This is a genomic window from Achromobacter spanius (assembly GCF_029637605.1).
GTDB lineage: Bacteria > Pseudomonadota > Gammaproteobacteria > Burkholderiales > Burkholderiaceae_B > Achromobacter > Achromobacter spanius_E.
Genome location: NZ_CP121261.1, coordinates 864,967 through 889,192, shown reverse-complemented (window position 1 = coordinate 889,192; position 24,226 = coordinate 864,967). Strand labels below are relative to the sequence as shown.

The window sequence follows — 24,226 nt, the reverse complement described above, 5'->3', positions numbered from 1 at the left end:
GCGCTTCACCCATCCTACGATCGGCATTGGTAGGATGGGTGCAGCGCGCGACGCGGGGCAGAAGATTATCGGTGCTGTATCGCGCGTAACCCATCTGGCGGCGTCCGCGTCGTCGGTGAATCCTTGGGCGAGCGGACGCTTCCATCAAATTACAGCGGCTCCGGCGCGCCCCTCAGCCTGATCTCGGCCACGGTGCTGTCGCCGCGCTGATCCAGCGAAAATGCGTATCGTCCGGCGTAACGCAGCTCAAGGCGGCGGCAAAGATTGCCTAGGCCGCCGCCGCTTCTGACCAGGTCAACCGGCGCTTGCAAGCGGCCTGGGTTTTCTACCTGGATGATCAGTTCGTCGCCCTGTAGCCGCGTGCGTATGTGAATCACAAAGCGCTCGTGCGCGGACCGCATGCCGTGCTTGATGGCGTTTTCAGCAAGGCCTTGCAAAGTCATCAACGGCAGGTTGATCTGCAACGTGGCCGGGTCGATCTGGCATTGGCATTCAAGCTGCGTGTCGAAGCGCAGGGCCTGTATGCGCACGTAGGCCTGGGCCGCCTCGATCTCTTCTTCCAGCCTGGACAGGCCGCGCCCGCGACGGTCCAGCGAATAGCGCAGGTAATCCGCCAGGCGGCGCGTCATCTCTTCCGCAATGGCGGGGCGCTCGGCAATTTCGGCCACGATCGTGTTCAACGCATTGAAAAGAAAGTGCGGTTCGATCTGCAGGCGCAGATGCTCCAGCTCCAGCTGCAAGGACCGCGTCTCGGCCTTCATCTTGGACATGCGTTCGGTGCGCGCGGCAAGTTCGGCCGACACGCCGAAGTACACCAGCGTCCAAATGGAAAAGATGCCCATGTAATAGAGCAAACCCAGCCGGTAGGCATGGCCGGGCAACACGTGCACGGTCCCTGGCGGAAACAGTCGATGGATGGCGTAGGCAATTGAAGCCAGCAGCGCCGCCGAGGCCAGGCACAGCAGCACGGCGCAGGCAAGCACCACAACCGGCGAGTCCGCCTTGCCCGCGCGGCGTCCGTGCAGCACGGCGGCGGTGCTGGTCATCGCGAACGCCAGCGGTTCCATCACGAGCGTCAACCACAATGCCGCCGCCGCATTGCCGAACAGCGACATCCGGATAAAGAAACCGACCACCGCAAGAAAGATCCATCCCAGAATCTGGGCGCGCCAGAAGCCTGGCGACGATTCCCCTTGACCAAGGCCCTGGCTGAGTGATGTCGACATCATGGACGAGCTCTTCTCGAAACAGTCATATTCAAGTTAGGCGACAAGTTCACGGAACAGCGCATATGGCCTTATATTTACCGGCGGTTCGACACCAACGAGAGATCGGAATTGAAGATGGATCGGAATCAACGAATATACCCGCCACACCCCGGCGCCTGAGAGGAAAATGCTACGTGTGCTGATCGTCGACGATGAGGCTCCGGCACGGCGCTACCTGCGCCGGCTGCTAGAAGCCACGCCCAATATCGAGGTCGCCGGCGAGGCCTCCACCATTGAGCAGGCCCATGACCTGATCCGGGCGCACGCGCCAGACGCCCTGTTTCTGGACATTGAACTGACGTCCGGCACCGGGTTTGATCTTCTTAGCAGCCTGGAAGCCGCGCCCGCCGTGGTCTTCGTTACCGCGCACAACGACTACGCCACCCGCGCGTTCGACGTCGCGGCGGTCGATTACCTGCTCAAGCCGGTCAGCCCCGACAGGCTGGCCCAGACGCTGACGCGGCTACGGCCCCGCGCCACCGGCTACGTGCCGATGAAGACGAAGGCCGGCACCAAACTCATCAAGGTCGAAGCGCTGACGCTCGTGCAGGCGCAAGGTGACTATGTCCGCCTGTGCAGCGCCGCCAATGACAACGAGCTGATGCACATCACGCTGAAGCGCCTGGCCGCGCATCTGCCGTCCCCGCCTTTCTGCGCCTTGTCCCGGTCGATCATCATCAATCTTGAGCATATTTCGCAGTTGACGCCCCTTTCGGGCGCGCAGACGGAGGTGAGGTTCAGCAATGGCGTAGCACCCATCGTGCTGGGTCGCGTCGCCTCGCTGCGCCTGCGGCGCGCGGTGGCGCGGAGCTAGCCATGGCTCGCCGCGACTCACTTCCGCCACTGAATCCCGCCCGGGCGTTCGAAGCCACTGGGCGCCTGCTGAGCATTTCCAAGGCCGCCGATGAACTGTGCGTCACACCGGCGGCGGTCAGCAGGCAGGTCAAGGCGCTGGAAAACTACCTGGGTACGCCGCTGTTTTTACGCATACGCGGCGGTCTGACGCTGACACCGGCAGGCGCACGCTATCTGTCGGACTTGATACCGTTGTTTGCGACCCTGCGTGAGGCCACGCTGGCGGTGGCCGGCGCCAGCGTGGGCCGGGATACGCTGCGCATCCGGTCACCCGCCACCTTTGCCGTACGTTGGCTCATCCCGCGACTGGCGGGTTTTCATCAAAAGCATAAAGACATCGACGTTCAAGTCATGACGTCGTTCGCGCCGCTGGATTTCCAGCGCGAAGACATCGACGCCGGCATACAGCTGGGCGATGGACGCTGGCCGGGAATGCGGACGCTGCAGCTTGTGCGCAACGAGCTGGTGCCCGTGGCGGCCCCCACGCTGGGGCTGACGCACAAGAAACAACTGGCGACGCAAACCTTGTTGCATTCAATGGCGCGACCCGACGATTGGATGCTATGGCTGCGCGCGGCAGGCTTGCGCAGCGTCAACCCCGCGCAAGGCATGAAGTACGAAACCTCATTGCTTGCCTACCAGGCAGCCATCGAAGGGCATGGCGTCGCCATTGGCCAAAAGGCGCTGATCGAAAAAGAACTGGCGGACGGAAGCTTGGTGGCGCCGCTGGATCGCATACTCGACCACGAGGATTTCACGTACTACTTCGCCTGGCCGACGGGCAAGCCGCAATCCAGGGCGTTGCGCCTGTTCCGCGATTGGCTGTCCACACTTGTCGCCATCTGATCCCCGCGCGCCTGCGTTGACCCTTTTACAAAAAGTCAACGCATCCGGTCGATAAAGTCGTTTGCCGGGCCTTGCGCCGCTGCCTATTCTGCCTGCATGACAAGAGATCACGGTCACCCATCAGACCGTGTTGTGCAGGAGACAAAATATGTTCAAACGCAGCTTGCGAGGTTTGCGGGTCGTGGATTTCTCGCACGTACTCGCGGGACCCGTCTGCACCATGATGCTTGCGGACATGGGCGCGGACGTCATCAAAATCGAACCCCCCGGCGGGGAACTCGGGCGGCAGATCGGCCCGCCCTGGATCGCGGGCGAAAGCGCCGTGTACTTAAGCGTGAATCGCAACAAGCGCGGCATCGCGTTGGATCTGAAATCCGACAACGGCCGCGAAGTCGCGCGCCGCTTGGTCAGCCGCGCGGACGTGGTGGTTGAAAACTACCGGCCGGGCGTCATGCAGGCGTTTGGCCTGGACTACGACACGCTGGCCGACAGCAACCGCCGCTTAGTGTATTGCTCGATTTCCGCGTATGGACAAACCGGCCCGCTGCGTGGCCGGCCCGGTGTAGACGGCATCATCCAGGCAGCCAGCGGCTTGATGAGTACCCTGGGCGTCGCGGACGGCGAGCCGGTAAAAGTCGCGACGCCGGTCGCCGACATGGTCACGGCCTATATGGCCACGATTGCGATTCTGGCCGCGTACCACGCGGCGCAACGCAGCGGCCAAGGCGAAACCCTCGACATCAGCCTGTACAACGCAACGCTGATGCTGCAGCAGATCGGCTACGCGTCGTACTTTGCCTCGGACACCGCACCCGCCAAGGCGGGCAGCGCCGCCCCCTACGCCGCACCCAACGAGGCCTACCAGACCCTTGATGGCTGGATCATGGTGGCCGCCTACCACCCCAAGCGCTGGCAAGCCTTGTGCGCCGTATTGGGCGCCGGGGAACTGGAACATGATCCGCGTTTTTCCACTAATGAATGCCGCGTCGCGCACCGCGACGCGCTGCGCCAGGCGTTGACGCCGTTGTTTCGGCAGCGCGCCACCGACACATGGGTAAATCGGCTTGCCGAATCGGACATCCTGTGTGCGCCGGTGGCGGACTACGACGATGTCGTCCGCTCACCAGCGTACGCGGCCAGCGGAATCGACAGCTGGGTTGACCACCCTGTTGCCGGAAAAGTGCGCATGCCGGGCTTTGCACCGGGGCCCGCTCACGCAACCAGCGCGCATGACCCCATCACGACGGCCGCGCCAACGCTGGGCCAGCACACCCGCCAGATCCTCACCGAATGTGGCTATGCCCCGGCGGAAATCGACGCCATGTTTGATAGCGGCGTACTGGGGAATTCCAAGCAATTTTCTACCTGAGCCAAGGACACACCAATGAAATCCAATGAATCCGTCGCCGGAGAGGCCGCCTCGGCCCCTGCCGACCTATTGATCCAGCAAAACGTCGCCGACGGCGTCCTCACATTGACCCTCAATGACCCGGACACAGGCAATGCCATGTCGGTGCGCATGGCCGAGGCGCTTGCCGAGGCCCTGGAACGGGCCAATACGCTATCAAACGTTCATTGCGTATTGCTGCGCGCCACGGGCAAGCACTTCTGCACGGGCGGCAATGTGAAAGATATGGAACAAGGGGCCGATTTGATGCAGGGCTCCGCCACCGAGGTCCGAGCCCGACTGAAATCAACGCTGCATCGAATCACCCATGCATTGCAAGCCTTGCAGATGCCATCTATTGCGGCGGTCAATGGGGCGGCGGTGGGAGCCGGCTGTGACTTGGCCCTCATGTGCGACCTGCGCGTGGCCAGCGAAAGCGCGACATTTGCCGAGAGCTTCCTGCGACTGGGCCTGGTGTCTGGCATAGGCGGCGCCTGGTTCTTGACCCGCATCGTGGGGACGGCAAAGGCTTTGGAGTTGACGCTGACCAGCGAATTCATCGACGCGTCGACCGCGTTGCAACTGGGCATGGTGTCCCGCGTGGTGGCGCCGGAAGCCTTGGACGAGGCCAGCGCCGCCTTGGCCCGGCGCATTGCGTCGAACCCGCCCCAAGCCTTGCGCATGGCCAAGCGCCTGGTATTGGATGCCGCCGAGTCGACCTTGCCGATGGCGCTGGAAACCGCTGCCGCCATGCAGGCGATTTTGCTTTGCGGGGATGAGCACAAGGCCGTTGTCCGCGAGTTTCTAGCGCAGCGCACCCGTCGCGATCTTGCTAGTCAGCCCGCGTGAGCGCGTGAGCGCGTTGAGCGCGCACCCAGGAAGCTGGCATACGAAGCGTGCAGGCCAATGACGCCCGCACCAACTAACTAAAGGAGACAAACATCATGAACCCCATCATCACTTTTATCGTCCGCCTGGCGGCGTCGATGTTGGCCGTCCTTGGCCTCGCCTGGACCGCATCGGCACATGCGGCTGGCTATCCGGAAAAGCCCGTGACATTTGTCGTGCCATTCGGCGCGGGCAGTGCAACCGACCTGCTGGCTCGTGCATTGTCAGCGTCGCTGACACAGCAGACGGGGCAAGCTGTCGTCGTGGAAAACCGGCCAGGCGCAAGCGGCATGATCGCCGCGCATCACGTGGCCCGAGCCGCCCCCGACGGCTACACGGTCTTGATCACCACCAACACGACGCAAGCCGCCAACCCCCATCTTTTCAAGACGCTTCCTTATGACCCGGTAGCGGATTTCACCCCACTGACAGGACTGGGACGCGGCGGCCAGGTTTTAGTGGTGAAAGCCGACTCGCCTTATCGCACGGTCGATGACCTGATTCGCGCGGCCAAGCAAGCCCCCGGGAAACTGAGCTTCGGCAGCGGCAATTCGTCCAGCCGCATCGCAGGCGAAATGCTCAAGCAACTGACCGGTACGGATATCGTCTGGGTCGGCTACAACAGCAATCCCAATGCGCTCAACGATCTGCTGGGCGGGCACATCGACATGATGGTGATCGACACCGTAACCGGTTTGTCGCAGATCGAGGCAGGCAGACTGCGCCCACTCGGCGCATCAACCCAGGAACGCCTGCCGCAACTGCCGAATGTGCCTACCCTGGACGAGGCCGGCATCAAAGGCTATGACATGGGCTATTGGTTCGCTGCCTACGTTCCCGCCGGAACTCCCGCGCCAATTGCTGCGACGCTAAGGCAGTTGCTGGTCGGGGCGATGGGCAGCGACGGCGCGCGGGCATTCTTTCGGAACTCGGCGACTCAGGCGTGGACAACGACTTCTGCCGAGCTGAACGAATTTCAGGCCGCCGATATTCAGAAATGGGGCAGGGTCATCAAGGCGGCAGGAATCGCGCCCGAATGACCTGCGCACTGGGTATAAACCGGTTCGACGTGTGCACAAAGCCATTTTCGAGTGGCCTCCTTACCCCACCTTGAGCTCCACCGAGCATGCGCGCGGGCGCCATCGGCGCACCCTACTCCGCCTTGATCCCGCCGCGCTGGATCACGCGGGTCCACTTCGCCACATCATCCCTGATCCGCTGCGCGAATTCAGCCGGTGTGCTGCCCACCGGCTGAAAGCCCAAGCCTGCCAGCTTGTCGCGCAGCGCGCCGTTGCGCACGGAGTCCGCCAGCGTCTTCGACAGGCGATCGATGATCGGGTCCGGCACCCCTGCCGGTGCCACCAGGCCGAACAAGGGCGAGATGTCCACGCCCGGCAAGCCGGCCTCGGCAAACGTCGGCACATCAGGCAACTGGCTGACGCGCTTCGGGCTCGTCACCGCCAAAGCCCGCAGGCGCCCCGCCTTGATGTGTTCCAGCAGCGTGGGAACCGTGGCGAAGGCAAACTGCACCTGGCCGCCCAACAGGTCGGTGATCACCGTGCCGCCGCCCCGGTACGGCACATGCAGCACGTCCACGCCCGCCTGTTGGCGCAGTTGCTCGCCCGCCAGATGCGGTCCGCTGCCCACCCCCGCCGATCCAAACGACAGCGTGCCCGGCTGCGCCTTGGCCAGCGCCACAAAGGAGGCAACATCGGTGGCCTTGACCGACGGATGCACCACCATCACGAACGGCGCGGTCGCCATCAGCGAGATCGGCGCAAAGTCCTTGATCGCGTCGTAAGGCTGGCGATCGCCCAGCAGCGCGGGATTGATCGTGAAGGTGGAGTCGACCATGCCGATGGTGTAGCCGTCCGGCGCCGACACCGCCAAGGCGCGCGTGCCGATCGTGGTGCCGCCACCGCCCCGGTTTTCCACCACGAAGGGCTGGCCCAGCGCTTCGGCGTATACCTGCCCCGCCATGCGGCCCAGCGTGTCGGTGGCCGCACCTGGCGGATAGGGTATATAGAGGCGCACCGCCTTGTCCGGATACCGCGCGGCGCGTGCCGCGAAGGTCCAGGGCAACGCGGCCGCGCCCACTGCCATGGTCGTGCCGTTGATCAGAAACGCTCTGCGCGATGGGTGCATGTCTTTGTCTCCTGGTTTATGTTTGATGCGGCCTCTTTGGGCTCGCGTTGTCGTCGTGTCAGGCGCTGAACCGGCCTGCTGCAAGCTCCGCCTCCGGATCGGCGCCCAGTCCCGGCCCGTCCGGCACCTGCACCCAACCGTCTGTGATGGGCACGCTGCGCCCATAGGGCACGTGCGCGAGCTCAACGTATAGGCGTTCCAACGACACCTCGGTCTGCTGCGCCGCGATCAGATGCAGGCTGGCCAGAAAGCCCGGACCAAAGAACGCCACCTGCGGCGCGCACACAACGTTCGTCCCCGCGCATTTCTGCGCGATGCGCCACGCGCCGGTCAGGCCCAGCTTGATGACGCTGGGCTGCACGTACTGCGCGGCTTCGTTGTCCACCACCCGCTCCAGGTCGGTGACGCTGCTGGCGTTCTCGCCCACGGCCAACGGAATGCCGCACGCGCGCTTCAAGCGGGCCAGCGCGCGATCGTCCTCCGGCGGCCACAGCGGCTCTTCGATCCAAAGGGGATCGTGCGGGCGCATGGCGGCTATGGCGGCTTCGGCCTCGCCTGGCAGCCAGGCGCAATTCGTGTCCACCATGATGGGTACGCCCGCCCCCGTGCTGCGGCGCACGGCGGCCAGCGCATCGGCGGTGCGCTCGTGCAGCTTGATCTCGGTATAGCCTTCATTCATGGCCCGCGTCGTCACCGCGTCCAGGCGCTCGGCGTTGCCGTAGTACTGAAGCAACGACGCATAGACGCGCACGCGCTCGCGGCGCTTGCCGCCCAGCAATTGATACAAGGGCACGCCCGCGCGCTTGGCGCGCAGGTCCCATAGCGCGATGTCCAGGCCAGCCAATGCATGCACCACGGGACCGGACCGCCCCAGGTTGTGCAGTGTGCGCTGCATGCCCGGCAGCAAGCTGTCGTCATCCGCTTCCCGCCCGCAGGCCAGCGGCGCGATCAGCGTCTCAAAAATAGCGAGCAAGGCGCGCGGCTCCACGCAATACGACTCGCCCCAGGCCACCGTGCCGTCTTCCGTCTGCACGCGCACCAGCGCGCTGTCCAGCTTGTCGCGCGGACGGCCGGCAAACAGGGGCGACGGACTCCAGTGATGGAACGGCAGGCGCAGGGGAATGCAGGTGACGGAAACGATGGTGTTGGCAGGCATGACGGCTAGGGGAAGGATGCAGGATCAGGCTGAAGAACTGGGATGAAAAATCAGGGCGACGATTCAGGACACGATCCACCCATTCTGGCGGCGCTTACTTCATATGGTCAAATAGATGAATTGTCTATTTCCATATGAATTTCATATGTTCAACCGGCGAGAACTCCTGCTGCTGCGCGCCATGTACCGGCACGACACCGTCACCGCCGCCGCGGCGTCGGTCAACATGACCCAGCCCGCCGCCAGCGCGCTGTTGCGCGACATGGAAACCCGCCTGGGCTTCGCGCTGTTCAGCCGCGAGAACCGCCGGCTGCACCTCACCAGCCAGGGCCGCGCGCTGATACCCGAAGTGCTCAACGCCCTGGCCGGCATTGAAGCGGTCGACCGGCTGGCCGTCGACATCCGGCAAGGCGCGCTGGCGCGGCTGGACGTGGGCGCGGTTGCGATTGCGGCGTCCAGCCTCTTGCCCCCGGCCCTGGCCGGCATGCGACAAGCCCATCCGTTGGTGGCCGTCACGGTTCGCGCCGGCATCGCGCTGGAGATCATCGAAATGGCGGTGGACCATCGTATCGACCTGGGCATCATCATCGGCGCACCGTCAGACATCGACCGAGTCAGCAGCCTGCGGCTGGCGCCGTTGGGCCTGCATGCGGTGATGGCGCGGGATCATCCCTGGGCGCAACAGCCAGCGCTGACGCTTGAACAGGTGGCCGACGCCGGCCCCATCGTGCTGGCCCCCGCCCTGCCCGCCGGCCGCGCAACGCGCCAGGCGCTGGAAGCGCGCGGACTGCCTTATCGGCCCATCATCGAAGTGGCGCAATCATCGGCGGCCTGCGCGCTGGCGGCGCAAGGCTTGGGCGTGGCGATCGTGGAAAGTCTGGGCGCGCACTACGCGGAACGCCAGGGATTGGTGGCGCGTCATTTGCTGCCATTGGAAGACCCGGTGCTGGCGGTGGTGTGGTCGAAAGACCGCGCCATGAGCGCACCCGCGCAGTTGCTTCAGCAAGGGTTGGCGGAACAGGCGAGCGCGTGCTTGCAGCAAAGCACGACCCCGCGAGCCCGCGCCCGCTAAACGCTTCATTTACCGAAGCCTTGCAAAAGCCGGTAAATGACGTGCCGCAAGCCGCGGGCCAACGCCGTTTTGCCACGTCCGCGTATGATGCGCAGCATCGGCGTCGGCAACCGTGTCGGCGCGTGGAGCAGGCTTTCAAGGAGACCTCCATGAAGTTCGGATACACCATCATTTACGTGCCCGACGTAGCGGCGTCGTTGTCGTTTTTTGAAAAAGCATTCGGCTTTCCGGTGCGGTTCCTGCACGAATCAAAAACCTACGGAGAGCTTGATACCGGTGCCACCACGCTGTCATTCGCGGCGCATGAACTGGCTGCCATGAACTTCACCACCGGGCACGTGGAAGCATCGGCGTCGCCCAAGCCGCTGGGCATGGAAGTAGGTTTTGTGACCAACGACGTTGCCGCCGCCCACGCCAAGGCCTTGTCGCTGGGCGCAACCGAACTCAGTGCGCCGACCGCCAAGCCATGGGGGCAAGTCGTGTCTTACCTGCGCTGCCCCGACGGCACGCTGGTGGAACTGTGCACGCCGGTGCAAGGCTGAGGCAATAGCGCCGCCTGCACGGCACGCGCGCCCCCGGACAGACAACTTTTCAGGGTTCCAACATGACGCTTGCAGTACAAATGACGGCAATCATCGTGGGCATCGTCGCCTACGGCCTGGGCAAACTCAGCGTTTACCTTCGACAGGATGACGAGCGCGATCCGGCGCTTCCCGAGGATCCCACCATGCATTGGGAGCCACGCCGGTTCGAGTTGTGGGTCAAGGCCCAGGAAAATGAAGTCGCGGCGGAACGGGAAGCGGCGAAATTGATTGCGACGCTGTCGCTGGCCAGCATCGCCGGCGTAGCGGCGCTGGGGCAGTTGAATATCATTGGCAATCAAGGCGTCGTACTGCTCATCCTGGGCTTTTTCTTTCCGGTGATCTTCTGCATCGCCAGCATGCAATGGCGCCAGTTTTTGTTCAACGATCGCGCGCGCCGGCTTCAAGACGCCTTCGAGCTGAACCAACCCATGCGCCGTCTGCCGCGTGACCGCCTGCGGCATTTCATGGCTTCCGTGCTGCCCAGGGTCGCCGGGATCACGTTCATCGCAGCGCTGTCGCTGACCACGGTGACGTTGCCCGCCAGCAGCATTGACTGTGGCAGCCCACGCGCCGAATACAGCTTCGACCAGCTGTTTTGCAGCGGCTTTATCCAAGCGCTGGCGCACAAGGGCTGACGGCGCCAGACAAGCGCAACCAATCCCGGAACGCGCGGACCTTGTCCGCCATCGGCCCCCTGCCCGGCCACACCAGGTAGTAGCCAAAGTCCTCCAGCCAGGCCTCATCCGCCAAGCGGACCAGCCGCCCCGCGGCCAGCTCGTCTTCCACCATTGCCACCGGCAACAGCCCCATGCCCTGCCCGGCGGTGACAGCCGTCAGTAGCAGGCTGCCGTCGTCAAACGCAGGCCCCTTGGGCATGCCTGCATCTTCGATGCCCTGCGCCGCAAACCAAAGCTGCCAGCCATTACGCTTTTCGTCATGCACTCGTGGCCAGCGCAGCAGATCCTGCGCATTGGCTGGCATGCCCAATGTGGCAACCAGGCTGGCGGATGCCACCGGCACGACGCTCACCGTCAAGAGGTGTTCGCTTTGCAGGCCCGGATAGCGGCCCATTCCATGCCGAATGGCGATGTCCACGCCATCGCGTGAAAAATCCGTCAAGGCGTTGTTGGTCACCACTTGCAAGTCAATGTCGGGATGGCGCGCGTGAAAGTCGTTCAGGCGAGGAATCAGCCAAGCCGATGCAAAGAATGTGGTGGTGCTGACCGTCAGCACACGGCTTGCCGGCGCCGCCGCGATGCGTGCCGAGGCATCCAGTATCTGGCGAAATGCATTGCGAATTGGCGGCAGGTAATTCTTGCCGGCATCGGTCAGCAGGATGCCGCGATTCACGCGCACAAAGAGCGCCACGCCCAGATGCTGCTCCAGGGTCTTGATCAACTGGCTGACCGCGCCGGGAGTCACACAAAGTTCTTCCGCCGCCGCCTTCATGGACTGATGGCGCGCGGCGGCATCAAAGGCGCGCAGCGCGTTAAGCGGGGGGAGTCTTTGCTGGGTCATGAGCATTCATCACGGCATTCGTCAGAATAGTTTTACTAATCTGAATTCGATAGAAATCAGGGTTTGTTAGGTCGCTCCAATGCCGCTAATTTACCTGGATTATTCAACATATCCGATGACCCATGGAATAGCTGAACTATATGAATGAAACTGCCCTCCCCGCCCACGCCCAGGCTGACCTGCTGGATCAAGACCTGACCTGTGTCGCAAGCTTGATCCAAACCCGCGACATATCCCCCGTTGAACTGACTCACCGCCAATTGCAGCGCATCGAAGCCCGCGACGGCGCGCTGCGCAGCTACGCCTGCATAACGGCTGAGCTGGCGCTGCAAGCGGCGCACAACGCTGAAGCCGAGATACACGCGGGGCGATACCGAGGCCCGCTGCACGGCGTTCCTATCGCGCTGAAAGACCTGTGCCGCCAGCAAAACGTACCCGCCTCCGCTGGCATGACGATCCATCGCAACGCGCCCGCCACGCATGACGCCACCGTTGTCCGCCGCCTGCGCGACGCGGGCGCGGTGCTGCTGGGGCAATTGCAAATGACGGAAGGCGCGTACTCCGACCACCACCCCGCCATCACGCCCCCGCGCAACCCTTGGAATGCGGACTACTGGACTGGCATCTCGTCCAGCGGCTCTGCGGTGGCCACGGCGGCTGGGCTTTGCTTTGCGGCGACGGCATCGGATACCGGAGGATCCATCCGCTGGCCCTGCGCCGCCACCGGCCTGACCGGCATCAAGCCGACCTGGGGCCGCGTCAGCCGGCACGGCACCATAGAGCTGGCGGCGTCGCTGGATCACATCGGCGTCATCGCGCGCAGCGTGCAAGATGCCGCCGTCATGCTGGAAACCATGGCGGGCGCCGATCCGCTGGACCCCACCGCGCTGCAAGCGCCGGTGCCGCGCTACACGCAGTTGCCCGCTGGCTCCCTGCACGGATTGCGGATCGGTATCGATCCCGATTGGAACGGCACCGATGTCGACGCGCAGACGCAGCGCATGCTGGCGTCGGCCGCGCAGACATTCAAGGACTTGGGCGCAACGCTGGTCCCGGTACGCTTTCCGATTACGGACGGCGAACAGGCGGTTCGCGACTGGGCGCCCCACTGCGCGGTGGAAGCCGCGGTCGCCCATGCCGACACCTACCCGTCCCGCCGCGCGGAGTACGGCCCCATCTTGGCGGCGGTGCTTGACGCGGGTCACGCCTTGTCCGGCGTGGACTATCAACGTCTGTTACTGCGGCGCATGGCGCTGCGCGGCAAGGTCGACGCCTTATTCACCGGCATCGACGCGCTGCTCACGCCCGTGCAGCCCATGCCGCCGCTAAGCTTGCACACCATCAGTACCCTGGGCGACCAGCCCGAATTGATCGCGGCGCTTCAGCGTTACACCTGCGTATTCGACATGACGGGACACCCCTGCCTGACGCTGCCGGCGGGCCAATGCGATACCGGCATGCCGATGGGCGTTCAACTGGTCGCGGCGCATCTGGCGGAGATGACCTTGTTCACCCTGGGCGCCGCCTTGCAGGCCGCCACGCCTTGGCATCTGCGCAGGCCCGCCATAGAGGCGCAAGCATGACGACGCATCCATCACAGACCGCAACGCCGTCCACCAATGGCCGGATTTTTCGTGGGTGGTTCGTCGTGGCCGCCGCCTTCGTCATTACCTTGCTGGGCTTCGGCAGTGCCTATTCCTTCAGCTCCTTTGTCGACGCCTTGCAACGCGACTTCGGCGCCTCACGCGCGGCGGTGTCGCTGGTGTTCTCGCTGGCAGGATGCCTCTACTTCGGCTTCGGCGTAGTCAGCGGACCATTGGCGGACCGCTACGGCTCGCGAGCGCTGGCGCTGAGCGGAATGCTGCTGCTGGCATTGGGTCTTCTGCTTGCCGCCGCGGCACAGAACATGACGCAGATCTACCTGGCTTATGGGCTGGGCGTGGGACTGGGCGTTGGATGTTCGTATGTGCCGGTGGTGGGCGCAATACAGCGCTGGTTTCAGCGGCGACGCGGACTGGCCTCGGGGCTGGCGGTCAGCGGCATCGGAGTGGGCACGCTGCTGGTGCCGCCGCTGGCCGCGGCGCTGATCGGGTTGTGGGGCTGGCGAAATGCCTATCTTGCCTTGGCCGTGGGCGTAGCGGTGTTGGGGGTAGCCGCGTCGCGCTGGGTGGAGAACTCGCCGCTGGACCGGGGCCTGACGCCGGAAGGCGAGCGGCTGCCGCTCCAGTCGTCAAGCCCCCCCGAGGGCACCTGTGTGCGGGACGCCGTTCGCAGCAGGACGTTTGCCTGGCTATATGCCGCCTGCCTGGTCTGCGCGTTTGGCGTCTTTGTGCCGTTCGTGCATCTGGTGCCCTACGCGATGGACCATGGCGTAAAGCCAGAATCAGCCGTGCTACTGCTTAGCCTGATCGGCGTGGGCAGCACGGCTGGCCGATTCTGCCTGGGGCCGCTGGCGGACCGCGTCGGCAGGCGCAACGCGCTGGCGGCCATGTATGGCGGCATCGCCGCCACGCTGGCAACCTGGGGCGCCTCCAGCCAGTTTTGGTCGCTGGCGCTATTCGCATTGGTATTCGGCGTGTTCTATGGCGGCTGGGTAGCGCTGCTGCCAGCGGTCGTGATGGACTACTTCGGCGGCCGCCATATCAGCGGCATTATCGGCGCGCTATATACCAGCGTGGCGCTAGGCACCTTGGTGGGGCCGGTTGCGGCGGGGTATGCGTATGACGTTAGCGGCAATTATGGGTGGCCGATCTGTGCGGCGATAGCGGGGAGTTTATTGGCGGCAGGGATAACTGGATTCTTACCGGACAGGTATTCCATTCAAACTGGCGGGCGCGCGGCGTGAGAAGTCAAAAATATTAGTTTCAAATCTCCTTTCTAAATTGTTTCCAGGTTTTAACCACGTGACGCGTCACTCACCCACATTTAGGGCAGTTATACGCACCGCACGAGCAAGCCAGATATTTACATCTGCTGTATTGCAAGCAGACAGTAAATGACGAGCTTCGAAAAATAAGGAAATAAGTTCGCCGCCCCCGCTCGGTAGAGTGATTCAAAGTCATTAACAATATTGAGGAGCGTAAATATGAAAGCGATGGGGTATGCCAGTGCATTGACCGTTGTTATCGGCGCCTGGGCGCCTACGCTTGCTCATGCGCAGGTTTATGAAAACGGTACATCAACCGCCACCTTCAACGTGTCATTGACCGTGCAGGCAAATTGCACGATAGCGGCCGAGCCATTGGTATTTCCCGCGACGGGCTTGCTGAGTGCGCCGGCCAATGAGGAAACGACGTTGAGCGTTACCTGCACGGATACCACGCCTTATAACGTTGGTCTGGATGCGGGAACCGCAGCGGGCTCGACAATTGCCAGCCGTCAGTTGGCCGGTACCGCACCGGGCAACACGGGAACGACGGTTGACTACCAGCTTTATCAGAATGCGGGGCGCACGACGGTCTGGGGCAATACGCAAGGCACGGACACCGTCGGCGGCACGGGCACAGGCGCCGCGCAGACTCTGACCGTGTACGGGCAGGTGCCGCCGCAGGATGCGCCGGCGCCCGACACTTACCAGTCGACCGTTACCGCCACCGTCTACTTCTAGTCACGGATCGACATGACGACGCTTGGGATGCTTCGCCAGGCGGCGGGAGCCTGTCTGTTCGGCGTGGCGCTACATGCGCAATCCGCCAGCTTGCAGATCTCGCCCGTGATCCTGAACCTGGGCAGCACTGAACAGGCAACGACCATGACGTTGCGCAACGAGGGAGCTGCCCCCGTCTATGGTCAGGTGCGCATCTACGCGTGGCACCAGACCCTGAACAACGACGTGCTGACGGAATCAGCAGCCCTGGTGGCCAGCCCCCCGATGATTCAAATTGCACCGGGCGGGCGGCAGGTAGTACGCCTGCTGCGTCCAAACGCCGCGGCGCCATCCGGCGAGCAATCGTACCGGCTGATTATCGATGAGATCGCGCCGCCCGATCCGCTGCGCACCACCGGCGTGCAGGTGCGTTTGCGTTATTCGGTGCCCGTGTTCGTGGGCGCGGCGCCGCAACAGGCAGTACAGGACGACCTTGTCTGGTCGCTGGCGCGCGATGGCACGGGCTGGGCGCTCCGCGTCCAGAACAACGGCGCACACCGCGCACAGCTCAGCGATGTGGTGCTGGTTTCGAATGGCCGATCTCGTAGCGTGCGTGATGGCCTTCTGGGCTATGTCTTGCGCGGCAGCACGCGCCAATGGCGCCTGCCATTCCAACCTGGCGCGAATGCATCGATGTCGGTGCGAGCACGGGTGAACAGTGTCGAAATGGACGCATCCCTGCGGCCATCCCCCGGGAAGTGAGACATTGTGTGCACGCGCCTTTCAATGGACTCTGGCGCTTGCCGCCGCAATGACCGGCGCACCATCCCAAGCACAGCCCGCTCCCGCCCCGGCCCCTTTGGCGGCGGCGTCTGCTATCGACGTCTACCTGACGGTCAGCTTCAACGGCCAGCGCAGCGCCTACATCGCTCGATTTCAAGATCAGAACGGCCGATTGTCGGCACGCGGCATCGACTTGCGCGGCATCGGAATCGACACCCCAGCCTTGGGAATTGCCGACCAGGAACACGTGCCGTTGGATCAGATTCCAGGGCTGACGTATCGCTTCGATGCGGCGGCGCAAGAGGTGGATATTGATATGCCCGACCGCTATCGCGTCGCGCGCAGAATCGATGGCCGGGGCTTGGCCCCCACCGCCGCGGCAACGACGGATCGCGGATTTCTGATCAACTACGACTTGTATGCCCGCACCGAACGCGAAAGCCCGTTGGCCCTTTGGAGCGAGCAACGCTACTTCGACAAATTCGGCGTGTTCAGCAATACCGGCACGGGCTATCTGCAACGCGATGTGAGTCGCTATGTTCGGTATGACACCAGTTGGACCCAGTCAGACCCCGAAACACTGACCACCCGCCAAGTCGGTGACACGATTTCTGGTTCGCTGGCTTGGTCGCGTTCGATACGCATGGCTGGCCTGCAGTGGCGGCGCAACTTCTCGCTGCGGCCCGATCTGGTGACCTTTCCCATGCCGGCGTTTGGCGGCAGTGCCGTGGTGCCCTCCACGGTCGATGTGTACATCAACAACATCCGACGCTATTCCGGCGACGTGCCCAGCGGGCCATTCGTGGTTGATAACGTCGCCGGCATCACCGGCTTCGGCCAAGCCAACGTCATCACGCGCGATGCCCTGGGGCGACCCGTATCGCAATCGTTGCCTATCTATATCGACACGCGGTTGCTGGCACAGGGCATGTCCAGTTATTCGGTCGAAGCGGGGTTTCTACGCCGCGCCTATGGCTGGCGCTCGTTCGACTATAAAGACGACCCCGCGCTGAGCGCTTCGTGGCAGTACGGGGTGTCGAATGCCGTAACAGCGCAAGCGCATGGGGAAGCGACCACGGGCCTCTACAACGTGGGCACGGGCGTGCTCGCAAAATTGGGTATGGCGGGAGTGGTCAATGCGTCCGTTGCCGGCAGTACAGGTAGGGACACGGGCCTGCAGGTGGGCTTGGGCTACCAGTATGTGGACCCCCGATTCTCCATTGACCTGCAAACCTTGCGCAGCACCTCGGCCTATGCCGACCTGGCAGCCAACGACGGCATTCCGGTGGCACGCGCCAGCGATCGGGCGACCCTGGCGCTGCCTTTGGGCGGCGGGCAGTCCGTGTCGCTCAGCTACATCGGGCAGCAATATCCCGGCGTCGAAGCAGCGCATATCGGATCCATGGCCTACAGCACGCGCCTGGGCAATCGCGCCACCCTGACCATGAGCGCCTTCCAGGACTTCAGCGACAGTGACAGCCGAGGGGCGTTCCTCAGCCTGGGGATCGCGTTGGGCGACGTCTCCGTCAATGCCACGACCGGTTGGCAAGACGGCGAACCCTATGCCAATACCAGCGCCATCCGCACCCCCGATTATGGTGGCGGCTTTGGCTGGGGCGTCCAGGCGGGCACCTATGCCAGCGGACGCTACGAACAGGGCTGGGGACGGTATCTGGGGCGCTACGGCGAGCTTACGGTGGGCGCACAACGCTTTGATGGACGAACAACGGGCGAACTCGACGTGAATGGCGCCCTGGTGTTCATGGATGGAACCGCGCAGGCTTCCCGGCGCATTGACGACAGTTTTGCGCTGGTGTCCACAGGCGAAGAGGCCGACGTACCCGTCCTGCATCAAAACCGCGTCACGGGCCACACCGGGACTAGCGGCTACCTGGTCGTGCCAGACCTGAACAGCTACCAGACCAATACGCTGGACATCGATGGACTGGATTTGCCCCCCAATGCCCACGTCACGGCCTATTCGCGCGACATCGTGCCGCAATGGCAATCGGGTGTATTGGTGAAGTTCGGCATCGAACGCGAAGCGGCGGCGACAGTGCTGCTGGTCGACGGCGAAGGCAAGCCGCTGCCGGTGGGCGGCCGCGTCGTGCATCGGGAAAGCGGGTCCGAAGGCGTGGTGGGCTATGGCAGCCAGACATTCGTGCGCGATCTGGTTGACGTCAATCATCTGGACGTGCGGGCGCAGAACCTGGCCTGCACAGCACGTTTCGCATTCAAAGCCCCCGATGATGGCACCTTGCCACGCCTGGGCCCGGTCGCGTGCGTGGGGCAATAAGCATGAAAGCCACTGCCGCCCTATTTGTGTTGATGGCCGCCTTCCTGATGGGAGGCAACGCCGCCCAGGCGCAGACCTGCACGGCATCCATGACGCCCATCACCTTTCCTAATGTGAACCCCGTGCTGGGCTCGTCGGCAACGCAAACGGGAACCCTGACAGTGACCTGCAACTGGGGGCTGCTCACCCTGGGCTTTGCCCGCGTGTGCGTCAACCTGGGCATAGGCAGCGGGTCCACGATGCAAGACCCTCGGCAGATGGCCAATGGCGCCAATCGGCTGCAGTACCGGCTATCGCCCAGCCCGTCCATGAGCCCCCTATGGGGCGCGACAACTACCGGCACGACACCCATTTCAATCGTGTTCTCACGTCCTTTGCTGGGGGGGCAGGTTACCTACAACCAGCCCATCACAGGGCAGATTTTGCCCGCCCAATACACGGTGCCAACGGCCAACAATGCCACGACGGTGTATTCCGAAACGTTCGCGGGGGTGGCCACGATCGACTATGGGTTTTACGCCTTGACCCGGCCTGCGTGCTCGGCACTGAATTCGCGCGGAAGCTACAACTTCACGGTGCGCGCCAATGTCATCAACAACTGCACCATTTCCGCCGCCCCCTTGAATTTCGGTGCGGTGGCGGATTTCAGGACGGCACACACCGCCAGTACCGCCCTGAATGTCAGATGCACCAATAACGACGCTTACCGAATCCGCCTCAATGGCGGTCAGAACGGTACCGTCACCCAGCGCTATATGCGTTCCAGCAACGGCAGGCTGGTGCGTTACGAACTGCATACCACCGCGCAGCGCACGATTCCGTGGGGAGACGGCACCTTGGGCACGGCCTTTGTCACGGGCACAGGCACCGGCAACCCGCAGCAGGTGCAAGTCTATGGCCGAGTGCCGGCACAGACCGCGCCGCCGCCGGGACAGTATTCCGACGTGGTGACCGCCACGATCGAGTTCTGAGTTTCAGAAAACCACTGTCCAGTATTGCGCGTCGGGTCTGCGCTGGATGCTGGAAGGCGTCGGGTGCGCGCAGCGCACGATCGGGTGGCTGCCGTCGTGGTGCGCGACCGTGCATTGGCTGAGCACGGTGAACGACACCCTCATGGACGTCACGGGCGACGAATTGGCGTGATTGGCCGGGACAACCATCCCGCCCACCATCAGCAAGGCCGACGTCATTGGAAAAAATTTACGGATCACGGGAAATCCATCCATGAATCGGACACCCTGCATTGACGGCAAGTCGAAGGGTCTGCTTTAGGGCTTGCCCAAGGTTTTACAAAAAAATGCCCTGGCGCGGGGCGCCACCCTGCCCGGACGCGGCCTGTTGTGCGCACGCCGCGCCCGCCCCCTCTCTCAATCTAAGTAATAGTATTTCTTATTCGCATTCGGTAAACTTCCGGGCATCTTGCAATTACCCGACTCTCTTACCCTCCCCGCCGTCGAGCAGCTTTATCGCCATCACCATGGTTGGCTACAAGGCTGGCTCCATCGCAAGCTGGGCGACAGCGGCGACGCGGCCGATCTGGCGCAGGACACGTTCGTGCGGCTGATGGCTGCGCGCCGGCCGCCCGCATTGCGCGACGAGCCACGCGCTCTGATCACGCATATTGCCAAGGGGCTGCTGGTTGACCATTGGCGCCGCCGCGCGGTCCAGCAGGCGTATCTGGACGCCATTGCGCATCTGCCCGAACCCCAGGTGCCGCCGCCGGAGACGGGACTCATCATCGTGCAGACCCTGGTGGCCATCGACGCCATGTTGCAGCGCCTGCCTGCCGCCACGCGCGACATGTTCCTGCTGGCGCAGCTGGACGGCCTGACCTTGCAAGAGATTTCCGAACAAACCGGCAAACCCGTGATCACGGTACGACGCCATCTACGCAAGGCCTTGATGGCCTGCATGGCCGTGGCCGCATGAGCACGCTGGGTAGCAACGCCATGACGGCCGCCCCCAACGACCGGCTGCTTGAAGAAGCGGCCGACTGGGTGATCCGTCTGCGCTACGAGCCCGCCGATGCCAGCACACAACGGGCGTTCGAACGTTGGCTTGCCCAGGGCGAGACTCATGCGCAGGCCTGGGCACGCGCCGAGCAGGTGCTGGGCGCGTTCGACGGCCTGCCCGCCCAGATCGGACATGACGTGCTGCGCGCCACCCGCAAGCGGCAAGGCCGCCGTGCCGTGCTGCGCGTGGCGCTGGGCCTGGGTGTCGTGGCGCCGGTCGGCTGGATGGCGTGGCGCGAAGCCCCCGCCTGGCGCGCGGATCTGCGCACTGCCGCGGGCGAACAGCTGACACGCATGCTGGACGATGGCACGCGGCTGGTGTTGAACAGCGGCAGCGCCGTCGACCTGCGCTTTGGCACTGCCGAACGCCGGCTGGTGCTGATGGCCGGAGAAGTTCTGGTGACCACCGGCCAGGAAGCCCAGCCCACGTATCGACCGTTCGTCGTGCAGACCCCGCAGGGCGAGGTTCAGGCCTTGGGCACGCGCTTTTCAGTGCGTTTGATCGACGATCGTACCGAGGTCATGGTGTTTGAACACGCTGTGCTGGCACGCCCCGCGCACGCCCCTGCCTTGCGCATCGACGCGGGTCAACGTGGCAGCTTCACGCTTGCCCAGGCCGGCGCGCTGGCGCCAGTGGACGACAGCGCGGCGCTCTGGGAACAGGGGATGTTGGTCGTGCGCGACCAGCGCCTGGCCGATGTGGTGGCCGAGCTGGCGCGGCATCGCCCGGGCATCCTGCGGTGCTCGCCCCAGGTCGCGAACCTGCGGGTGTCGGGCGCGCTATCGCTGCGCGACACCGATGCGGCCCTGCGCGCCTTGGCCGAACGCCTGCCGATTGCCGTGCAACGTGTCACGCGCTACTGGGTGTCGGTCGGGCCGGCGGGCGCTTGAGCTACCGCGCAGAAAAATAACTGCATCAGGGTGATCACTTTTTCGTTGTCGTACGGAGTAGGAAGTAAGACCGCATCGAGGGGATGCGGGCGCATCTTGCTTGACGACGAAAGGATGGAAGAGTGATGGCACGTGTACGCGCAACGCGGGGCAAAGCCCCCCGCAAGGCGATGATCTGGTCGGCGCTTTGGTGCACGGCCATGGCGAGTGCGACGGCGGGCGCACAATCCGCGGCACAATCAGCCGCACAACCAACGACACAGCCCGCAGCGCAAAGCGGCACGGCGCCATCGTCGCAAGTCCGCACCGTGGCGGTCGGCGCGGGCGCGCTCGATACCGTGCTGGCGCGCTATGCGGCCGCGGCCGGCGTACAGATCGTCTACGACCCCGCCTGGCTGGCGGGCCGCCAGAGCCCCGGCATCTCGGGCGAGATGAGCGTGCAGCAAGGCTTCGACCGCCTGCTTGCGGACACCGGCTATCGCGCCGTGCCCAGCGCCGCGGGCACCTATGCCTTGCAGGCCGTGCCGCAAGGCGGCGTCACCCAGCTAGAGGCCGTGACCGTCATGGGCGCGGCAACGTCCGCCACCAGCGAAGGAACCGACTCGTACACCAGCAACGCGGTCACGCTCGGCAAAAGCACGCAGACGCTCAAGGAAATTCCGCAGTCGGTGTCGGTCGTGACGCGCCAGCAGCTGGATGACCAGAACCTCAACAGCCTGTCGGACGCAATGCGCAACGTGACCGGCATCACCGTTGAAACGCTTTCCAGCGGCGGCAATATTTCCAGCTTTATTTCGCGCGGCTATACGCTGGATACGATCCAGTTTGACGGCCTGCGCGCGCCAGCCGGGGCCGGCAACCTGTCGGCGGGCTTCGACCTTGCCATCTACGACCGCATTGAAGTGCTGCGCGGCCCCTCCGGCCTGTATCAAGGCACCGGCGAACCTGGCGGCAGCGTGAATCTGGTGCGCAAGCGCCCGCTGCAGGAATTCGCCTTCAGCGCGCAGGCCAGCGTCGGCTCGTGGGATTACTACCGGGCGGTGGCCGACCTGAGCACGCCTTTCGACAGCGAGGGCACGCTTCGCGGACGTTTCATCGCGGCCTATGAAGATCGCGGCTCGTTCGTGGACCGTGTAAGTTCAGAGCGCCCCACCCTCTACGGCATCATCGAGGCCGACCTTACGCCGTACACCACACTGGCGGCCGGCATCACGCATCAACGCTCCCGCACAACCCCCGCGTTCGGCCTGCCGGCGTATGCCGATGGCTCGCTGCTGGACGTGCGCCGAAGCACCAACCTCAGCGCGGAATGGAACCGCATCGAAGAGGAATCCACCGAGTTCTTTGCCGACCTGGAGCACCGGCTTGAAGGCGGCGGCGTGGTCAAGGCAAGCGTGTTCCATCGCGATACCGATACGCCCACGCGCCAGACCACCTGGTCCAACCGAGCCGTCGACCCGCTTACCGGCGATACCAACCTTATCGCCTGGTCGTACCGCAACCACTGGAAAACCACCGGTGCCGACGCCCACCTGAACCTGCCGGTTGCAGCCTTCGGTCGTGAACACAGCCTGTTGGTGGGCGCCGACTACAGCTACACGCGCAAGCAGTTCAATTACGGTGGCGGCACACTGTTCCCGACCAACGTCTACGAGCCGGTCATCGACATGCCCATGCCCGAGATGGAACAGGTCAACGGCAATGACGGGCGCACCAGCGAGTTCGGCCTCTATACCCGAGCAAATTTCCAGGCGACCGACAACTTGAAGTTCATCGCGGGTGCCCGCCTGGGCTGGTGGAAGAACGACGCGCGCAACGCCAACCAGTACTTCGGCGACTTCAGCCAGACCGAAACGCGCATCGCCGCGCGCACCACGCCGTACGCCGGCCTGGTCTACGACCTGACTCCGCAAGTGTCCGCCTATGCCAGCTACACCAGCATCTTTCAGCCGCAAACCGACATCGACGCGCAGGGCAATACGCTGTCACCGCGCGTGGGACGCCAGATCGAAACCGGCCTGAAAGGCGCGTTCATGGATGGCAGGCTGAACGCGCATGCCGCGCTGTTCCAGATCGTGGACCGCAACCGCGCGATGAGCGACTTGAACAATCCGATGTATTCGGTGGCGGCGGGCAAGGTGCGCAGCCAGGGCTTCGAGACCGAGATCAGCGGTTCGCCGCTGCCAAACTGGGACATCGTGGCGGGATATGCCTACACGCAGACCAAGTACCTGGAAGCGGCCGCGGCCACGGAAGGACTGTCGTACAGCACGATCACCCCGCGCCACGCCATCAACTTGTGGACTCGTTATCGGTTTACTGAACCGACGCTGCAAGGCTTCAGCGTGGGCACGGGCGTGCGCTGGAACAGCGGGAATTATCTGCAAAGCGGCAACGTGCGCTGGGACCAGGGCAGTTATGCCGTCGTGTCGGCTCAGATTGGTTACCGCTACAACCGCCACGTTGAGGGCACGCTCACGGTCGATAATTTGTTCGATCGCAAGTACTACGAGAAGCTCGGCGGCGCGTCGCGACAGAATTACTACGGGCAACCGCGTAGTGTGATGCTGACGTTGCGGTATCAGTATTGAAACGGGGGGGCTGCGGCGCGGTCCAAGCCGCCGCGTGATGGGTTTCGCGCGTTGCGCAGCGATGTTCTTGCCATTGACAGGGCGCGCTGCACCCATCCTACAATTCACGGCCGTAGGATGGGTGCAGCGCGAGAAAGCATCCGCAAATGCCGCAACGCCTACCGCGCGAAACCCATCGTAGGATGGGTGCAGCGCGAGTAGGCGTTCGCAAATGACGCAACGCCTGCCGCGCGAAACCCATCAAGCAGCGGTGAGACCACGACGAAACCATCCACGCCCCGCCACCATCCATCAACCCGTAGGATGGGTGCAGCGCGAGAAAGCATCCGCAAATGCCGCAACGCCTAC

Annotated in this window: 22 protein-coding genes; 17 read left to right on the top strand and 5 right to left on the bottom strand. The window is 63.8% G+C overall.

Going from position 1 to position 24,226, the window contains the following annotated elements; translation table 11 throughout:
• Nucleotides 1-149: 149 nt before the first annotated feature.
• On the bottom strand, nt 150-1,229 hold the full coding sequence (locus P8T11_RS04015; protein ID WP_268078161.1) for a sensor histidine kinase: 1,080 nt from the start codon (nt 1,227-1,229) through the stop codon (nt 150-152).
• A 166-nt stretch (nt 1,230-1,395) separates the two neighbouring features.
• Here P8T11_RS04015 and P8T11_RS04010 point away from each other — a divergent pair, with 166 nt between their 5' ends.
• The 5 genes from P8T11_RS04010 (at nt 1,396) to P8T11_RS03990 (ending at nt 6,284) form a co-directional block, all read left to right on the top strand.
• Complete coding sequence (locus P8T11_RS04010) at nt 1,396-2,082, top strand: LytR/AlgR family response regulator transcription factor (RefSeq protein WP_268078162.1); 687 nt, start codon at nt 1,396-1,398, stop codon at nt 2,080-2,082.
• A gap of 2 nt (nt 2,083-2,084) precedes the next feature.
• Nucleotides 2,085-2,969: a LysR substrate-binding domain-containing protein gene (locus tag P8T11_RS04005; protein WP_268078163.1), complete on the top strand. Its 885-nt coding sequence runs from the start codon at nt 2,085-2,087 to the stop codon at nt 2,967-2,969.
• Between the two features lie 148 nt (nt 2,970-3,117).
• Entirely contained in the window at nt 3,118-4,338 is a 1,221-nt protein-coding gene (locus P8T11_RS04000) for a CaiB/BaiF CoA transferase family protein (protein ID WP_268078164.1), read from the top strand.
• A 15-nt stretch (nt 4,339-4,353) separates the two neighbouring features.
• Nucleotides 4,354-5,205: an enoyl-CoA hydratase-related protein gene (locus tag P8T11_RS03995; RefSeq protein WP_268078165.1), complete on the top strand. Its 852-nt coding sequence runs from the start codon at nt 4,354-4,356 to the stop codon at nt 5,203-5,205.
• A gap of 95 nt (nt 5,206-5,300) precedes the next feature.
• On the top strand, nt 5,301-6,284 hold the full coding sequence (locus P8T11_RS03990; RefSeq protein WP_268078166.1) for a Bug family tripartite tricarboxylate transporter substrate binding protein: 984 nt from the start codon (nt 5,301-5,303) through the stop codon (nt 6,282-6,284).
• 112 nt (nt 6,285-6,396) lie between these two features.
• On the opposite strand, the gene P8T11_RS03985 is transcribed toward P8T11_RS03990, so the two are convergent.
• Entirely contained in the window at nt 6,397-7,389 is a 993-nt protein-coding gene (locus P8T11_RS03985; RefSeq protein WP_268078167.1) for a Bug family tripartite tricarboxylate transporter substrate binding protein, read from the bottom strand.
• 58 nt (nt 7,390-7,447) lie between these two features.
• On the bottom strand, nt 7,448-8,545 hold the full coding sequence (locus P8T11_RS03980; protein WP_268078168.1) for a mandelate racemase/muconate lactonizing enzyme family protein: 1,098 nt from the start codon (nt 8,543-8,545) through the stop codon (nt 7,448-7,450).
• Nucleotides 8,546-8,690: 145 nt separating this feature from the next.
• Here P8T11_RS03980 and P8T11_RS03975 point away from each other — a divergent pair, with 145 nt between their 5' ends.
• From P8T11_RS03975 to P8T11_RS03965, 3 genes are all read left to right on the top strand, one after another.
• Nucleotides 8,691-9,617 (top strand): LysR family transcriptional regulator, encoded by a 927-nt coding sequence (locus P8T11_RS03975; protein ID WP_268078169.1) that lies wholly within the window; start codon nt 8,691-8,693, stop codon nt 9,615-9,617.
• 149 nt (nt 9,618-9,766) lie between these two features.
• The gene (locus P8T11_RS03970) at nt 9,767-10,159 is read left to right on the top strand and encodes a VOC family protein (RefSeq protein ID WP_268078170.1); all 393 of its coding nucleotides are present in this window, start codon (nt 9,767-9,769) and stop codon (nt 10,157-10,159) included.
• Between the two features lie 62 nt (nt 10,160-10,221).
• Nucleotides 10,222-10,836, top strand: a complete 615-nt coding sequence (locus P8T11_RS03965; RefSeq protein WP_268078171.1) for a hypothetical protein — start codon at nt 10,222-10,224, stop codon at nt 10,834-10,836.
• On the opposite strand, the gene gcvA is transcribed toward P8T11_RS03965, so the two are convergent.
• Complete coding sequence (gene gcvA / locus P8T11_RS03960; protein ID WP_268078172.1) at nt 10,808-11,719, bottom strand: transcriptional regulator GcvA; 912 nt, start codon at nt 11,717-11,719, stop codon at nt 10,808-10,810. The genes P8T11_RS03965 and gcvA overlap by 29 nt on opposite strands.
• A gap of 140 nt (nt 11,720-11,859) precedes the next feature.
• Between gcvA and P8T11_RS03955 the strand changes: the two genes are divergently transcribed.
• The 6 genes from P8T11_RS03955 to P8T11_RS03930 all read left to right on the top strand — a co-directional run bounded on the left by P8T11_RS03955 (nt 11,860) and on the right by P8T11_RS03930 (nt 19,355).
• The gene (locus tag P8T11_RS03955; RefSeq protein ID WP_268078173.1) at nt 11,860-13,302 is read left to right on the top strand and encodes an amidase; all 1,443 of its coding nucleotides are present in this window, start codon (nt 11,860-11,862) and stop codon (nt 13,300-13,302) included.
• The gene (locus P8T11_RS03950) at nt 13,299-14,564 is read left to right on the top strand and encodes an MFS transporter (RefSeq protein WP_268078174.1); all 1,266 of its coding nucleotides are present in this window, start codon (nt 13,299-13,301) and stop codon (nt 14,562-14,564) included. Before P8T11_RS03955 ends, P8T11_RS03950 begins: the two co-directional genes overlap by 4 nt.
• A gap of 240 nt (nt 14,565-14,804) precedes the next feature.
• The gene (locus P8T11_RS03945) at nt 14,805-15,326 is read left to right on the top strand and encodes a Csu type fimbrial protein (RefSeq protein ID WP_268078175.1); all 522 of its coding nucleotides are present in this window, start codon (nt 14,805-14,807) and stop codon (nt 15,324-15,326) included.
• A gap of 12 nt (nt 15,327-15,338) precedes the next feature.
• Entirely contained in the window at nt 15,339-16,067 is a 729-nt protein-coding gene (locus tag P8T11_RS03940) for a fimbrial biogenesis chaperone (protein WP_268078176.1), read from the top strand.
• Between the two features lie 49 nt (nt 16,068-16,116).
• Complete coding sequence (locus P8T11_RS03935; protein WP_268078177.1) at nt 16,117-18,384, top strand: fimbria/pilus outer membrane usher protein; 2,268 nt, start codon at nt 16,117-16,119, stop codon at nt 18,382-18,384.
• Nucleotides 18,385-18,386: 2 nt separating this feature from the next.
• The gene (locus P8T11_RS03930) at nt 18,387-19,355 is read left to right on the top strand and encodes a Csu type fimbrial protein (protein WP_268078178.1); all 969 of its coding nucleotides are present in this window, start codon (nt 18,387-18,389) and stop codon (nt 19,353-19,355) included.
• A gap of 3 nt (nt 19,356-19,358) precedes the next feature.
• Here the strand turns inward: P8T11_RS03930 and P8T11_RS03925 are convergent, their stop codons facing one another.
• Nucleotides 19,359-19,595, bottom strand: coding sequence for a hypothetical protein (locus tag P8T11_RS03925; protein WP_268078179.1), 237 nt, complete (start codon nt 19,593-19,595; stop codon nt 19,359-19,361).
• Nucleotides 19,596-19,803: 208 nt separating this feature from the next.
• On the opposite strand from P8T11_RS03925, the gene P8T11_RS03920 reads away from it, so the two are divergent.
• From P8T11_RS03920 to P8T11_RS03910, 3 genes are all read left to right on the top strand, one after another.
• Nucleotides 19,804-20,313 (top strand): sigma-70 family RNA polymerase sigma factor, encoded by a 510-nt coding sequence (locus tag P8T11_RS03920; RefSeq protein WP_268078181.1) that lies wholly within the window; start codon nt 19,804-19,806, stop codon nt 20,311-20,313.
• Nucleotides 20,310-21,287 (top strand): FecR domain-containing protein, encoded by a 978-nt coding sequence (locus tag P8T11_RS03915; protein ID WP_268078182.1) that lies wholly within the window; start codon nt 20,310-20,312, stop codon nt 21,285-21,287. Before P8T11_RS03920 ends, P8T11_RS03915 begins: the two co-directional genes overlap by 4 nt.
• Before the next feature lie 200 nt (nt 21,288-21,487).
• Nucleotides 21,488-23,878 carry a TonB-dependent siderophore receptor gene (locus P8T11_RS03910; RefSeq protein ID WP_268078183.1) on the top strand — a complete coding sequence of 797 codons (2,391 nt, stop codon included), beginning with the start codon at nt 21,488-21,490 and terminating at the stop codon, nt 23,876-23,878.
• Nucleotides 23,879-24,226: the final 348 nt, after the last annotated feature.

What these genes read in the sequence shown, in the direction of transcription:
- P8T11_RS04015 (WP_268078161.1), bottom strand. Translation starts at nt 1,229, where the DNA reads ATGATGTCGACATCACTCAGCCAGGGCCTTGGTCAAGGGGAATCGTCG.
- P8T11_RS04010 (WP_268078162.1), top strand. Translation starts at nt 1,396, where the DNA reads ATGCTACGTGTGCTGATCGTCGACGATGAGGCTCCGGCACGGCGCTAC.
- P8T11_RS04005 (WP_268078163.1), top strand. Translation starts at nt 2,085, where the DNA reads ATGGCTCGCCGCGACTCACTTCCGCCACTGAATCCCGCCCGGGCGTTC.
- P8T11_RS04000 (WP_268078164.1), top strand. Translation starts at nt 3,118, where the DNA reads ATGTTCAAACGCAGCTTGCGAGGTTTGCGGGTCGTGGATTTCTCGCAC.
- P8T11_RS03995 (WP_268078165.1), top strand. Translation starts at nt 4,354, where the DNA reads ATGAAATCCAATGAATCCGTCGCCGGAGAGGCCGCCTCGGCCCCTGCC.
- P8T11_RS03990 (WP_268078166.1), top strand. Translation starts at nt 5,301, where the DNA reads ATGAACCCCATCATCACTTTTATCGTCCGCCTGGCGGCGTCGATGTTG.
- P8T11_RS03985 (WP_268078167.1), bottom strand. Translation starts at nt 7,389, where the DNA reads ATGCACCCATCGCGCAGAGCGTTTCTGATCAACGGCACGACCATGGCA.
- P8T11_RS03980 (WP_268078168.1), bottom strand. Translation starts at nt 8,545, where the DNA reads ATGCCTGCCAACACCATCGTTTCCGTCACCTGCATTCCCCTGCGCCTG.
- P8T11_RS03975 (WP_268078169.1), top strand. Translation starts at nt 8,691, where the DNA reads ATGTTCAACCGGCGAGAACTCCTGCTGCTGCGCGCCATGTACCGGCAC.
- P8T11_RS03970 (WP_268078170.1), top strand. Translation starts at nt 9,767, where the DNA reads ATGAAGTTCGGATACACCATCATTTACGTGCCCGACGTAGCGGCGTCG.
- P8T11_RS03965 (WP_268078171.1), top strand. Translation starts at nt 10,222, where the DNA reads ATGACGCTTGCAGTACAAATGACGGCAATCATCGTGGGCATCGTCGCC.
- gcvA (WP_268078172.1), bottom strand. Translation starts at nt 11,719, where the DNA reads ATGACCCAGCAAAGACTCCCCCCGCTTAACGCGCTGCGCGCCTTTGAT.
- P8T11_RS03955 (WP_268078173.1), top strand. Translation starts at nt 11,860, where the DNA reads ATGAATGAAACTGCCCTCCCCGCCCACGCCCAGGCTGACCTGCTGGAT.
- P8T11_RS03950 (WP_268078174.1), top strand. Translation starts at nt 13,299, where the DNA reads ATGACGACGCATCCATCACAGACCGCAACGCCGTCCACCAATGGCCGG.
- P8T11_RS03945 (WP_268078175.1), top strand. Translation starts at nt 14,805, where the DNA reads ATGAAAGCGATGGGGTATGCCAGTGCATTGACCGTTGTTATCGGCGCC.
- P8T11_RS03940 (WP_268078176.1), top strand. Translation starts at nt 15,339, where the DNA reads ATGACGACGCTTGGGATGCTTCGCCAGGCGGCGGGAGCCTGTCTGTTC.
- P8T11_RS03935 (WP_268078177.1), top strand. Translation starts at nt 16,117, where the DNA reads ATGACCGGCGCACCATCCCAAGCACAGCCCGCTCCCGCCCCGGCCCCT.
- P8T11_RS03930 (WP_268078178.1), top strand. Translation starts at nt 18,387, where the DNA reads ATGAAAGCCACTGCCGCCCTATTTGTGTTGATGGCCGCCTTCCTGATG.
- P8T11_RS03915 (WP_268078182.1), top strand. Translation starts at nt 20,310, where the DNA reads ATGAGCACGCTGGGTAGCAACGCCATGACGGCCGCCCCCAACGACCGG.
- P8T11_RS03910 (WP_268078183.1), top strand. Translation starts at nt 21,488, where the DNA reads ATGGCGAGTGCGACGGCGGGCGCACAATCCGCGGCACAATCAGCCGCA.